Source organism: Paragemmobacter kunshanensis (assembly GCF_011059185.1).
Taxonomy (GTDB): Bacteria; Pseudomonadota; Alphaproteobacteria; order Rhodobacterales; family Rhodobacteraceae; genus Paragemmobacter; species Paragemmobacter kunshanensis.
Genome location: NZ_JAALFE010000020.1, coordinates 18,512 through 31,309 on the forward strand (window position 1 = coordinate 18,512; position 12,798 = coordinate 31,309).

Here is a 12,798-nt window from a genome sequence, read left to right on the forward strand (position 1 = left end):
AGTCAACATAATTGAAATTAAGTTTCAAATATTGGCGACGCCTCCCGTGACGGAACCGGATAAACAGTAGCAACGGGTAACGAAGATGAGAAAACGGGCACTCCCCGCCGAAGGGGCCGATGTCGTGGAAGCCAGCAATCCGGCGGCGTCGCTGACGCGCGGGCTGGAAATCCTGCGCGCCTTCACGGCGGATGACACGACCCTCGGCAATCAGGAACTGATCGAACGCACGGGCCTTCCCAAGGCCACCGTATCGCGCCTGACGGCCACGCTCGTTTCGCTGGGCTACCTGCATTACGACACCCAGCTTGGCCGCTACAGCATCGGCCCCGCCACCATCTCGCTTGGTTATTCCGCGCTCAGCTCCAGCGCCGTCGTCCATATGGCGCAGCCCTTGATGCAGGAACTGGCCGACAAGACGGGCGTCGCCGTGGCGCTTGGCACGCGGGACGGGCTGGAAATGGTCTATCTGGCGAACTGCCGCTCGCAAAGCCCGGTCTCGCTGCGCCTGAACGTGGGCTCGCGCCTGCCCATCTGGCGCACGGCGATGGGCCTTGCCTATCTCGCCGAAATGCGCCCCGAAATCCGCGACGAGGTGCTGGCCGCCCTCATCGCGCAGGAACCCGGACAGGAACAGCGCATCCGCACCACCCTGGACGAGGCACTAGACTCCCACGCCCGGCAGGGATTCGTCGCCACCTTCGGCTCCTGGTACAGCTATATCAACGCCGTCGGCGTCGCCTTCCGCCCCACCGACGGCTCGCCCCTCGTGGCCGTCACCTGCGGCGGCATCGTCGACATCATCCCCCGCGATGTCTGCCTGTCGCGCGTCGGCCCCGATCTGGTGGCCACGATCGGCCGCCTGCGCGCCCGCCTTTCCGGCCAGCCCGACACCACCCGATAGCCCCACCGCAGCCCAAGGATCCGCCATGCCCACACCCGTCCTCTACCCCAAGGTCAGCCTGGAACTGCAGACGGGTCGGATCGCGCGCTGGCTGGTCGAGGACGGCGCGATGGTGACCGCCGGGCAGGTGATCTTCGAGATCGACAACGACAAGGCCGCGGTCGAGGTCGAGGCCCCCGCCCCCGGCCGCCTGCATCACCTCGCCCCGGAAGGGGCCGAGGTCGATGTGGGTGCCGAAGTCGCCCGCATCACCGCGGATGACGAGGTCGCCGTGACACCGCCTCAGGCCGCCCCGAAACCTGCCCCCGCACAGGCCCCGGAACCCGCCCTGCAGGCCAGCGCGGCGCGCGGTCCCCTCTCCGCCGCCCCGCCCCGCGCCGAAGGCGCGCGCCTGCCCAATCCCACCCCGCTCGCCCGCCGCATCGCGCGGGAAACCGGCCTCGATCTGGCAGGTCTTTCCGGCACCGGGCCGCGCGGCCGTGTCCAGAAATCCGATGTCATGGCGCGCCTCTCCGCGCTGGCGGCAACGCCCACCACATCGCCCGCCCCCGGCTCGGATGGCGATCTGAACGCCCTCTGGCTGCGGCGTGGCGAAGGGATGCCGGTCGTCCTGCTGCATGGCTACAGCGCCGATCTGAACAACTGGCGCGGCCTGTTCGCGGGCGCCCGCCCCGCCTTTCCCGTGCTGGCACTCGATCTGCCCGCCCACGGCGCCTCGCCCCGCGCGGTTCCCCCGGATGCCGATGCGCTTTGCGCTATGGTCGAACGCAGCCTCGCCCGCCACGCCCCCGGCCCCATCCTTCTGGCAGGCCATTCCTTCGGTGCCGCCATCGCCGCCCGCCTCGCCGCGCGCGGCGTCGCCGATCTGCGGGGCCTCTGCCTCTTTGCGCCTGCCGGGCTTGGCCCCGAAATCGACGACGCCTTCACCCGCGGCATCCTGCGCGCCCGGACTGCGGCCAGCCTCCGCCCCTGGCTGGAACGCCTGGTGCATGACCCCGCCGTGATTTCCGATGCCTTCGTCAAGGCCGTCGCCGCCCAGCGCCAGGACGAGGCGCTCACCGCCGCCATGGCGGCCTTTGCCGACCGTTTCTTCCCCGATGGCACGCAAGCACTATCCGTCCGGTCCGATCTGGCGCGCCTGCGCATCCCGGCCCGCATCGTCTTCGGCAGGCAGGACCGCATCCTTCCCTTCGCCACGACGCGCGACCTGCCCGCCCCCGTCGCCCTGCACGCGGTCGAGGCCTGCGGACACCTGCCGCATCTGGAACATCCCGATCTTGCCCTGCGCATCCTGACCGAGGTCTGGCGCAGCGCGTCCTGACGCGCGACCCGACTCGCGGCCTGACCGGGGTGCCTCAGCCCGGCTGCCTGCCATAGCTCGTGTAGCGCGCGGCCACTTCGGCCATCTCTTCCTCTGTCAGAAGCGCGGGCTCCCCGCCCGCCTTCGCCAGCAGATACTGCCGCGCCAGCGTCTCCAGCTTCACCGCCCGCGCCAGCGTGGCATCCAGATCCGCCCCCAGCGCGACCATGCCGTGATTGGCCATCAGGCAGGCGGTCAGCGGGGCCACCAGCGTGGCCGCCACCACTTTGGCAAGCTCCGGGCTGCCGAAACAGGCATAGGGCGCGCAGGGCACCGTGCCGCCCCCGAACCCCGCCACCATGTAATGAAAGGGCGGGATCGCCTGCCGCAGGCAGGACAGGGCCACGCAATGATCGGGATGGGCATGCACCACCGCCGCCGCATCGGGCCGCGCGGCATAGAGCCGGGCATGGATCGCCCATTCCGACGAAGGCCGCCAGTCCCCGCTCCATTCCCCGTCCGCCCCGACCCGCACGATCTGCGCTTCCGTCATCCGTTCCGGCGCAATTCCCGTCGGCGTGATCAGCATCCCCTCCCCGTGCCGCAGGCTCAGATTGCCCGCCGTCCCGCTGTTCAGCCCCAGCCTGACCGTCTCCCGCGCCGCCCTGACCAGCGCTGCCCGCGCCGCCTCTTCCGTCATCTCGCCCGTCCCTCGCCATGGCAGATCGCCCGCAACAAGGCGTCTTCCCCGCCCAGTTTCCCGGGCTTCAGGAACAGCCAGACCGGCCCACCCCCCGCCTGCCCCAGACATTCCCCCAGCCCGAGCGGCCCCTCCGGCAAGGCCCGCGCCGATCCCAGCCCGATCGCCGCCACCACCGCGCCCGAGGTTTCGCCCCCCGCCACGGCAAAGCGCCGCAGGCCCCGCCCATGCAGCCCGCGCGCCACCTGCCCCAGCACCTCTTCCGCCCGCCGCGCCGCCCCCGCCGCGCCAAGCGCGCCCTGACTCAGCGCCAGCCCCGCCGCATCCGTCGCGGTCGAGATGGCAAAGGAACCGCCCTGCCCCGCCGCCCAGTCCAGCGCCCGCGCCACCAGCGCAGCGGGATCCCCCTCCGCCAGCAGGTCCAGCGTCAGGACGGGATGCGCCAGCGCCGCAAGCTGGGCCATGACCACCGGCCCCGTGCTGCCCGCCAGCACCGCCACCGGCCCATGCGGTGGCGCCGCCGGGGCCTCTGCCGTTCCCTTCGGGCAAAGGCGCAAGGCAAGCTCCACGATCAAGGGATCGCTCGCCACCACCGGCAGGTCGCGCCCCGCGGCCAGATCGGCCGACACCGCGACATCCCCGTCATCGGACGCATCCAGCAGCACATGCCCCACGCCCTCTGCCGCCAGCGCCGACAGCGCCTCTTCCGCCGCAACCACCCCCCGCCGCAGCACCAGATGCCCCACGAGCCCCACCCGATGCGGGGTCTGGCGGCCCAGATGGCGCACCAGATCGGGGTCTTCCATCGGGGTCAGCGGATCCAGCCGCTTGATCGAATCCGACACAAGCCGCTGGCGATAGAACAGATATCCCTGATGCACCGTCGCGCCAAAGCGCGGAAATCCCGCGCTCATCAGAACCGGGCGGCGCCCCGCCCGTTCCGCCAGCAGATCCGCCGCGGGGCCGATATTGCCTTGGGCGGTGGAATCGAAACTGGCACAGGCCTTGTAGGCAATCCGCGCACAACCGGCCGCCACCAGCCTGTCATGCCACAGCGCGATCTCGTCCAGCGCCACGGCCGGCGGCACCGTCCGGCTGCGCGCCGCCGCGATCAGCGCACCGGCCCCGTCGCCCGCCCCGGCCTCCGGCCGGAACAGCACCGGGCAGGACACCCCGCCCCCTTCCAGCATGCCCGCCACCATCACCGCTCCGGTGAAGTCATCCGCGATGATGCCGATGGCGGGGGTCCGGGCCAAGGTTCACCTCTGGGCGCACATTTCGCGCGCGATGATGATCTGCTGGATCTGCGATGTCCCCTCATACAGCCGGAACAGCCGCACGTCGCGATAGAAGTGTTCCACCGGATAGTCCTGCATGTAGCCCGCACCGCCATGAACCTGCAGCGCGCGGTCAGCCACGCGCCCCGCCATTTCCGAACAGAACAGCTTGCAACTGGCCGCCTGCTGCACGATCCGCTCGCCCGCATCGAACCGCCGCGCCGCATCCGTCACCATGCACAGCCCCGCATAGGTTTCCGTGGCGCAATCGGCCAGCATGGCCTGCACCAGCTGATGCTCCGCAATGGGCTTGCCGAACTGCACCCGGCTTCTTGCAAAGCCCACCGCCTCGTCGCACAGCCGCTGCGCCTGCCCGACACAGACCGCCGCGATATGCAGCCGCCCCCGGTTCAGCACCTTCATCGCGGTCTTGAACCCCTGCCCCTCCACCCCGCCGATCACGGCATCGGCAGGCACGCGGCACTCCCGCAGGATCACGTCGCAGGTCTTCGTCCCGCGCTGCCCCATCTTTCGGTCCGGCGGCCCAAGGCTCAGCCCCGGACTGTCGGCAGCCACCAGAAAGGCCGTCACGCCCCCCGGCCCGGCCTCGCCCGTCCGCGCCATCAGGGTAAAGACATCCGCCACCGGCGCATTGGTGATATAGCGTTTCGTGCCGTTCAGGATGTAGTGATCCCCCTCGCGCCGCGCCGTCGTCCTGACGGATCCCGCATCCGATCCCACATCCGGCTCGGTCAGGGCAAAGGACCCGATCACCTCGCCCGAGGCCATGCGCGGCAACCAATGCGCCTTCTGCGCCTCGGTCCCGTCCACGATGATGCCCTGCGACCCGATCCCGTTATTCGTCCCGATCACCGACCGGAAGGCCGCCGATGTATAGCCCAGTTCCAGGGCCACCATCACCTCTTCCTCCATGGTCAGGCCAAGGCCGCCATAGGCTTCGGGAATCGACAGGCCGAACAGGCCCAGCGCGCGCATCTCGTCGATGATGGCGGGCGGAATGGCGTTGGTTTCCTCAACCAGCGCTTCGGCGGGAACCAGCCTCTCGCGGACGAACCGCCGGACCGTTTCCACAAGCCCGCCAAGGATTTCGGCGTCCCGGATCATCGCGGCCCCTGCCCTTTCCCACCGGGCCGACCCCGGCACCAAGATTTCTGTTGCACGGAAAGGCTGGCACGGCTTAGTGTTCGTTTCAAGAGAAAACGGAATTAATTTCCACAAAAGCAGAACCCGCCCTCCAGCCGCCTGGAAACGCGGATCATCAAAGGACCGGACATGCCGCAACGGACCCCTCTCCAGCCCTCGGCCCCATGGTTCCGCCTCGATGTGGACATGGCCGACTGGCAGGCGGAAAAGCCGACGGATCTGCTGCACTGGTATGCCCAGATGCTGCTGATCCGGCGGTTCGAGGAAAAGTTGCTGGAACTGGAAAAGGCGGGCCTCATCCACGGCCCCGCCCATGCCAGCATCGGGCAAGAGGCGGGCGCCGTCGGCGCGATCTCGGTCCTCGGCCCCGAAGATCGCCTGAACGGCACCCACCGCGCCCATCATCAGGTCCTGCTGAAACTGGTCAGCGCCGTCACCCCCCCGGAATTCGACATCCTGAACGACGATTTCACCCCCGCCATGGACGAGGCGATCTTCCGCTTCATGGCCGAAATCATGGGCCTCACCCCCGGCTATTGCGGCGGGCGGGGCGGCTCCATGCACATGCGCAACGCCGCGGCAGGCATCATGGGCACCTCGGCCATCGTGGGCGGCAACCCGCCCCATGCCGTGGGCTATGCGCTCGCCGACAAAATGCTGGGCCGCGATCACGTCTCGGTCGCCTTCTTCGGCGACGGCGCCGCCCAGAACGGCGCGACATACGAGGCGATGAACATCGCCGCCGCCCAGCGCACCCCCACGATCTTCTTCATTGAAAACAACCTCTACGGCGTCTCGACCCGCCTGAACGAGATCACCCGCGAAACCCGCATCACCTCGCGCGGGGCGATGTTCGCCATTCCGGCGATAGAGGTGGACGGCATGGATGTCGTCGCCGTCCACCGCGCCATGGCCGAGGCCCGCCGCATCATCGCAACCGAAGGCGGCCCGGTCGTGGTCGAGGCGCTGCTCTACCGCCATTTCCACCAGTCCGGCAGCCGCAAGGGCAGCGATTTCGGTTACCGCGCCCCGGCCGAGGAAGAGGAATGGCTGGCCCGCGATCCGGTCACCACCGCCGCCGCCCGCCTGCGCGAGATGGGCATCGCGGGCACCGAAGACCTCGCCCGCATCGACGCTTGCGTCACCGGCCGCGTCGCCGCCGCCGCCGCGCAACTGACCGAAACCATCCCCGGCGGCAATGCCCTGCGCATCCCCGAACGGCTCTGGCCCGATCCGGCCAGCCGCGACGACGGCATCCTCGGCGATCTGTCGGAACTGGCCGATGCCCGCGTGATGGATCACGACGCCCTCGCCACCACGCAGACCGAGCGGGTGAAATTCGTCACCGCCGCCTCTGAAACGCTGGCCGCCGCCATGGAACGCGACCCCCGCATCATCGTGATGGGCGAAGATGTCCACCAGATGCGCGGCGGTGTCTCGGGCTTCACCAAGGGCGCGCTGGAACGCTGGCCGGGCCGCGTGCTGCCCATGCCCATCGCCGAGAACGGCTTTACCGGCGTCGCCCTCGGCGCCGCGCTCAACGGCCTGCGCCCGGTGGTGGAAATCATGTTCGGCGATTTCTGCTTCACCGCCGCCGACCAGATCGCCCATGGCCTGGGCAAGGTCCGCCACATGTTCGGCTCGGGCTTTCCCGTGCCGCTCGTCATGCGGGTGCGCGTCTCGCCCCATACCGGCTACGGCTCCCAGCATTCCGCCGATCCCTCGGCCCTCTTCGCCCTCTTTCCCGGCTGGCGCATCGTCAGCCCCGCCACGGCGCATGATTACATCGGCCTGATGAACGCCGCGCTCCGCTGCGACGATCCGGTTCTGGTCATCGAACATACCGAACTTTACCAGCGCGAATTCGACGTCCCCGCGGGCGACCGCGATTTCATCATCCCCTTCGGACGCGCCCATGTGGTGCGCCCCGGCACCGCCTGCACCGTGCTTGCCACCTCCGTCATGGTCGAGAACGCCGTGAAGGCCGCCTCTGATACCGGCATCGACGCCGAGGTGATCGACCTGCGCAACCTCGATCACCACGGCATCGACTGGGAAACGATCGGCGCCTCCATCGACCGCACGGGCCGCGTCATCATCGCCGAACAGACGGCCCGCAGCATGTCGATGGGCGCCCTCTGGGCCGATGGCATCCAGAGCCGCTTCTTCGACAGCCTCGACCACGAAATCCTGCGCGTGACGGGCGGCCTTGCCGCGCCCACCGTCTCGGCAGTCCTCAATCGCGCTGCCCTCGCTTCGGTGGCGGATATCCGCGATGCGCTCCTGCGCATCACCGGCAACTAGAAGACGGACCGGTCCCGGTCCACCAACAAGGAGGACGGACAAATGACACTCAAGGGGTTCAGACCCAAGGCGATGGTTCTGTCGCTTGCGGTCGCGGCGGCGGCCTACGGCCTTTACGTGCCGCAGGCTTCCGCGCAGGAAAAGGCGCTCGTGATCGCCCGCGACATGGATGTCAACGCGCTCGATCCGCACCGTGCCTGGTGCGACACCTGCCAGATCTACAACACCTCGGTCTATGAACAGCTTGTCACGCTGGACAAGGACAACAAGATCCAGCCGCTTCTGGCGACAAGCTGGTCGGCCAATGCGGATCAGACCGAATTCACCTTCACCCTCGATGCGGCGGCGAAATTCTCCGACGGCTCGCCGGTGGAATCGAAGGATGTCAAATGGTCCTTCGAACGGCTGAAGAACCTCAAGGGCAACGCGGCCTTCCTCGCCGATCCGATCACCGCCATCGACACGCCCGACGCGCAGACCGTCGTGGTCAAGCTGGCCTCGTCCAATTCCGAATTCCTCAACCAGGCGGCGGCGGGCTTTCTTGGCGTGATCAACAGCGATGTCGCCATGGCCAATGGCGCCGTGGCCGATGAAACCGCCGCCGAGGCAGACACCTCGGAAACCTGGTTCCTGTCGAACTCGGTCGGCAGCGGGCCTTTCGTTCTGACCACCTATGAACCCAATTCCGAACTGCGCCTGACCCGGAACGAGAATTACTGGCGCACCAAGCCTGCCCTGCCCGAGGTGATCTTCCGCCAGGTCAAGGATGCCGTGGCCCAGGCCCAGATGCTGCAATCGGGCGATGTCGACATCGCCATGCAGATCGACCCGGAAACCGCCAAGTCGCTGGAAGGCTCGCCCGCCATCGTGGAACGGGTGCCCTCCTACAACTTCGTCTACATCGCCCTGTCGCCGGGGGCCAAGGCCACCCCCATCGACATGACCCCCGAAGTGCGCGAGGCGATCTCCATCGCCATCGACCGCACCTCGCTGATCGACTTCACGCTGGGCGGGGCCGGCCGGCCGCTGGCCGCGCCCATCCCGCTGGGCTTCCCCGGCGGCGACGGGCACGCGGTGCCGGAATACAATCCCGACAAGGCCAAGGAGATGCTCGCAGCCGCCGGCCATCCCGACGGCTTCACCCTGCAGACGATCTATCCCGACATGAATGTCTACGGGGTGGACTTCAACCTGATGATGCAGAAGATCCAGCAGGATCTCTCCAAGGTCGGCGTCACGCTGGAACTGCAGCCCGTCCCCTTCGCCAACTGGCGCGAGGCCGCGAATGGCGATCACATCCCGCTGACCGCCGTCTTCTTCGCCCCCGATTTCTACGGCACCTCGCAATATGTCGATGTCTTCGGGATGCAGGAAGGCTCGGTCTGGGCCAATCGCGCGGGCGGCGACACCGTGCCGGGCATCATCAACCCCCGCCCCGGTGAGTTGAAGACCGCAGCCCTCGCCGCCTCCACCGTGGAAGAGGCCAACGCCCTCTGGAACGAGGCCGCGCAAGAGATGATCAACAACAAGATCATCATTCCGATGGTCAGCCCCGATCTGATCCTCGCCTATGGGCCGAATGTGAAGGGCGTGCGCTACAGCGCCTGCTGCAACCTGCCGCTTGCGGAAATCACCAACTGATGCCTTCGGCGGGGGCACGCTGGCGTGCCCCCGCCCCCAACCGGAAAGCCCGATCATGACAGCGACCCTTGCAAATTCCCGCGACATCGCCCTTCAGGACAGGGCGCGCCGGGTCATCCCCAACGGCATGTGGGGCCATATGGCCACCCGCTCCATCGCGCCGGGCTATCCGCAATTCTTCTCCCGCGCCGATGGCTGCCGCGTCTGGGATGCCGACGGGAACGAATACATAGATTTCATGTGCGCCTGGGGCCCGAATGTCCTGGGCTACCACCACGAGGCCGTCGATGCCGCCGCCCTCGCCCAGTTGCGGGTGGTGGATTCCGGCAATGGCCCGACCGAGACGCTGGTCGAACTGGCCGAGGAACTGACCGCCACCCTCGATCATGCCGACTGGTGCCTGTTCCAGAAGAACGGCACCGATGCCACCACCGCCTGCATCACCATCGCCCGCGCCGGAACCGGCCGCCGCAAGATCATCCATGCCCGCGGCGCCTATCACGGCGCGGTGCCCTGGTGTTCGCCCTCTGTCGTGGGCGTCACCGCCGAAGACCGCGCCCATCTGATCCCCTTCGACTGGGGCGATGCCGCCAGCCTCGATGCCGCCGTCGCCCAGGCGGGCGACGATCTGGCCGCCATCATCCTGACCGCCTTCCGCCATGACGTGGCCCGCGATCAAGAGCTTCCGACAACCGCCTTCCTGCAAGCCGCCCGCGCCCATTGCGACAGGACCGGCGCGATGCTGATCTGCGATGACGTGCGGGCGGGCTTCCGGCTCGATCTGCGCGGCAGCTGGGCGCGCCATGGCGTGAAACCCGACCTCGCCGCCTATTCCAAGGCCATCGCCAATGGCTGGCCGCTGGCCGCCATCGCAGGCGCCGACCGCGCCCGCGCCGGGGCCGAAAGCATCTTCACCACCGGCTCCTTCTGGTATGGCGCTGCCGCCATGGCAGCGGGCCTCGCCACCATCCGCATCCTGCGCGACACCGACGCCCTCGCCCATACCGAGGCGATGGGCAACCGCCTGAGGAAGGGCCTCGACGAGGCGGCCTCCCGCCACGGCTACCGCCTGCGCCAGACCGGCCCCGTGCAGATGCCCATGGTTCTTGTCGATGGCGACAGGGATCTGGCCATCGGCAACGCGCTCTGCCTCGCGGCCCTGCGCCACGGCGTCTACCTGCATCCAAGGCACAACATGTTCCTCTGCGCGGCGCATGGCCCGGCGGATATCGACCGCGCCGTCGAAGCCGTCGACCGCGCCTTCGCCGACATCGCCGCCGCGGGCCTCCGGCCCGCCTGACCACAGGAAATCCCATGTCCTACACGGATCACATCTTCCCCGCCTACCGGCGTCGCTGCGCCGAACTCGCGGCAAGCACCAACCCCTTCGCCCAGGGCATCGCCTGGGTCGGCGGCGATTACGTCCCTGTCGCCGAGGCGCGCATCCCGCTTCTCGACCAGGGCTTCCTGAAATCCGATCTCACCTATGACGTCCCCGCCGTCTGGGATGGCCGCTTCTTCCGGCTCGACGATCACCTCGACCGGTTCGAGGCCAGCATGAAGAAGCTGCGCATGACCAGCCCGATCCCGCGCCAGGAAATCCGCGACCGTCTGGTGGAGATGACGTCCCTCAGCGGCATCCGCGATGCCTATGTGATGATGTTCATGACCCGCGGCCTGCGCTACGTGCGCCAATACGCGCCCGAGGATTGCCCCAACCACTGCTATCTGATGGTCACGCCCTATCTCTGGGTCATGGGCGAAGAGGTGCAGAAGACCGGCGGTTCCGCCGTCATCGCCCGCGGCGTGCGCCGCGTCCCGCCCGGTGCCATCGACCCTACGGTGAAGAACCTGCAATGGGGCGATTTCACCCGCGCGATCTTCGAAGCCCGCGACCGCGGGGCGATGTATCCCATCCTCTCCGATGGCGACGGCAACCTGACCGAAGGCTCGGGCTTCAACGTCGTGCTGGTCAAGGACGGCCACCTCTACACCCCGCGCCGCGGCGTCCTCGAAGGCGTCACCCGCAAGACCGTCCTCACCCTGGCCGAACGGCTCGGCCATGCCTGGACGATCGACGACATCCCCGTATCGCTCGCCTATGACAGCGACGAGATCCTGTTCGTCACCACGGCAGGTGGCGTCATGCCGATCACCCTGCTGGACGGCGCGCCCGTCGGCAATGGCGAGGTCGGCCCCGTGACAAAGGCCCTCTGGCAGGCCTATTGGGACGCGCATTCCGACCCGGAATTCAGCTTCCCGATCAACTACCGCTGACCGGGGGCACGGCATGGCGACCCGGGCGGCCTATCTCTGCGACTATATCCGCACCCCCATCGGCCGCTTCGGCGGCGCGCTTGCTGCCGTCCGCCCCGACGACCTCGGCGCGATCCCGCTCCGCGCCCTCATGGCCCGCAACCCGGGCCTGGACTGGGACGCCGTCGATGACGTCATCCTCGGCTGCGCCAATCAGGCGGGCGAGGACAACCGCAACGTCGCCCGCATGTCCGCCCTGCTGGCAGGGCTTCCCGTCGCCGTCACCGGCACCACGATCAACCGCCTCTGCGGGTCCGGCATGGACGCGATCCTCACCGCCGCCCGCGCCATCGCGGCGGGCGAGGCCGATCTGATGATCGCAGGCGGCGTCGAATCCATGTCCCGCGCCCCCTTCGTCATCCCCAAGGCCGACAGCGCCTTCTCCCGCAACGCCGAAATATACGACACCACCATCGGCTGGCGCTTCATCAACCCCGCCATGGACAAGGCCTACGGCACCGACTCCATGCCCCAGACCGGCCAGAACGTCGCCGATGACTACGGCATCAGCCGCGACGCACAGGATGCCATGGCGCTCGCCTCTCAATCCAAGGCCGCCGCCGCCCAGTCCAATGGCCGCCTTGCCCGCGAAATCACCCCCGTCACGATCCCGCAGCGCAGGGGCGACCCCCTCACCATCGACCGCGACGAACACCCCCGCACCACCACGATGGAGGCGCTGGCCAAACTCAAACCCCTCTTCCCCGACGGCTCGGTCACCGCAGGCAACGCCTCGGGCGTGAACGACGGCGCGGCGGCCCTCCTCATCGCCTCCGAAACGGCGATAAAGCAGCACGGCCTGACCCCCATAGCCCGCATCCTCGGCGGGGCCACCGCCGGCGTGCCGCCCCGCATCATGGGCATCGGCCCCGCCCCCGCCAGCCAGAAACTCATGGCCCGCCTCAACCTCACCCCATCCGATTTCGACGTGATCGAGTTGAACGAGGCCTTCGCCGCCCAGGGCATCGCCACGCTCCGCCAATTGGGCATCAAGGACGATGACCCCCGCGTGAACCCCAATGGCGGGGCCATCGCGCTGGGCCACCCCCTCGGCATGTCCGGCGCGCGCCTCACCGGCACGGCGGCCCTCGAACTGGCCCTCACCGGCCGCCGCCGCGCGCTTGCCACCATGTGCATCGGCGTGGGCCAGGGCATCGCCATCGCGCTGGAACGCCCCTGATCACCCCCTCCC

General features: G+C 68.4%; 10 protein-coding genes. 7 read left to right on the top strand and 3 right to left on the bottom strand.

Features of this window, described 5'->3' with window-relative positions:
- The first annotated feature begins 85 nt into the window (after positions 1-85).
- Positions 86-904: an IclR family transcriptional regulator gene (locus G5V65_RS17205; RefSeq protein ID WP_165052501.1), complete on the top strand. Its 819-nt coding sequence runs from the start codon at positions 86-88 to the stop codon at positions 902-904.
- 25 nt (positions 905-929) lie between these two features.
- Complete coding sequence (locus tag G5V65_RS17210; RefSeq protein WP_165052503.1) at positions 930-2,225, top strand: acetoin dehydrogenase dihydrolipoyllysine-residue acetyltransferase subunit; 1,296 nt, start codon at positions 930-932, stop codon at positions 2,223-2,225.
- A gap of 34 nt (positions 2,226-2,259) precedes the next feature.
- On the opposite strand, the gene G5V65_RS17215 is transcribed toward G5V65_RS17210, so the two are convergent.
- From G5V65_RS17215 to G5V65_RS17225, 3 genes are read right to left on the bottom strand one after another with little or no spacing between them, the layout of a single operon-like run.
- Positions 2,260-2,904 carry a class II aldolase/adducin family protein gene (locus G5V65_RS17215; protein WP_165052505.1) on the bottom strand — a complete coding sequence of 215 codons (645 nt, stop codon included), beginning with the start codon at positions 2,902-2,904 and terminating at the stop codon, positions 2,260-2,262.
- Positions 2,901-4,160 carry a four-carbon acid sugar kinase family protein gene (locus tag G5V65_RS17220; RefSeq protein ID WP_206526855.1) on the bottom strand — a complete coding sequence of 420 codons (1,260 nt, stop codon included), beginning with the start codon at positions 4,158-4,160 and terminating at the stop codon, positions 2,901-2,903. The genes G5V65_RS17215 and G5V65_RS17220 overlap by 4 nt, the downstream gene beginning before the upstream one ends.
- Positions 4,161-4,163: 3 nt before the next feature.
- Positions 4,164-5,306 (bottom strand): acyl-CoA dehydrogenase family protein, encoded by a 1,143-nt coding sequence (locus tag G5V65_RS17225; RefSeq protein ID WP_165052508.1) that lies wholly within the window; start codon positions 5,304-5,306, stop codon positions 4,164-4,166.
- A 168-nt stretch (positions 5,307-5,474) separates the two neighbouring features.
- Between G5V65_RS17225 and G5V65_RS17230 the strand changes: the two genes are divergently transcribed.
- From G5V65_RS17230 to pcaF, 5 genes are read left to right on the top strand one after another with little or no spacing between them, the layout of a single operon-like run.
- Positions 5,475-7,649, top strand: a complete 2,175-nt coding sequence (locus tag G5V65_RS17230) for an alpha-ketoacid dehydrogenase subunit alpha/beta (protein ID WP_165052510.1) — start codon at positions 5,475-5,477, stop codon at positions 7,647-7,649.
- Positions 7,650-7,691: 42 nt separating this feature from the next.
- On the top strand, positions 7,692-9,290 hold the full coding sequence (locus tag G5V65_RS17235; RefSeq protein ID WP_165052512.1) for an ABC transporter substrate-binding protein: 1,599 nt from the start codon (positions 7,692-7,694) through the stop codon (positions 9,288-9,290).
- Positions 9,291-9,345: 55 nt separating this feature from the next.
- Positions 9,346-10,590, top strand: a complete 1,245-nt coding sequence (locus tag G5V65_RS17240) for an aminotransferase class III-fold pyridoxal phosphate-dependent enzyme (protein WP_165052514.1) — start codon at positions 9,346-9,348, stop codon at positions 10,588-10,590.
- Between the two features lie 14 nt (positions 10,591-10,604).
- Positions 10,605-11,567, top strand: a complete 963-nt coding sequence (locus tag G5V65_RS17245) for an aminotransferase class IV (protein ID WP_165052516.1) — start codon at positions 10,605-10,607, stop codon at positions 11,565-11,567.
- A 13-nt stretch (positions 11,568-11,580) separates the two neighbouring features.
- On the top strand, positions 11,581-12,786 hold the full coding sequence (gene pcaF / locus G5V65_RS17250) for a 3-oxoadipyl-CoA thiolase (protein WP_165052518.1): 1,206 nt from the start codon (positions 11,581-11,583) through the stop codon (positions 12,784-12,786).
- The last annotated feature ends 12 nt before the right edge of the window (positions 12,787-12,798 follow it).

Excerpts from the sequence above, each read along its gene's own strand:
- G5V65_RS17205 (WP_165052501.1), top strand. The coding sequence starts at position 86 with ATGAGAAAACGGGCACTCCCCGCCGAAGGGGCCGATGTCGTGGAAGCC.
- G5V65_RS17210 (WP_165052503.1), top strand. The coding sequence starts at position 930 with ATGCCCACACCCGTCCTCTACCCCAAGGTCAGCCTGGAACTGCAGACG.
- G5V65_RS17215 (WP_165052505.1), bottom strand. The coding sequence starts at position 2,904 with ATGACGGAAGAGGCGGCGCGGGCAGCGCTGGTCAGGGCGGCGCGGGAG.
- G5V65_RS17225 (WP_165052508.1), bottom strand. The coding sequence starts at position 5,306 with ATGATCCGGGACGCCGAAATCCTTGGCGGGCTTGTGGAAACGGTCCGG.
- G5V65_RS17230 (WP_165052510.1), top strand. The coding sequence starts at position 5,475 with ATGCCGCAACGGACCCCTCTCCAGCCCTCGGCCCCATGGTTCCGCCTC.
- G5V65_RS17235 (WP_165052512.1), top strand. The coding sequence starts at position 7,692 with ATGACACTCAAGGGGTTCAGACCCAAGGCGATGGTTCTGTCGCTTGCG.
- G5V65_RS17240 (WP_165052514.1), top strand. The coding sequence starts at position 9,346 with ATGACAGCGACCCTTGCAAATTCCCGCGACATCGCCCTTCAGGACAGG.
- G5V65_RS17245 (WP_165052516.1), top strand. The coding sequence starts at position 10,605 with ATGTCCTACACGGATCACATCTTCCCCGCCTACCGGCGTCGCTGCGCC.
- pcaF (WP_165052518.1), top strand. The coding sequence starts at position 11,581 with ATGGCGACCCGGGCGGCCTATCTCTGCGACTATATCCGCACCCCCATC.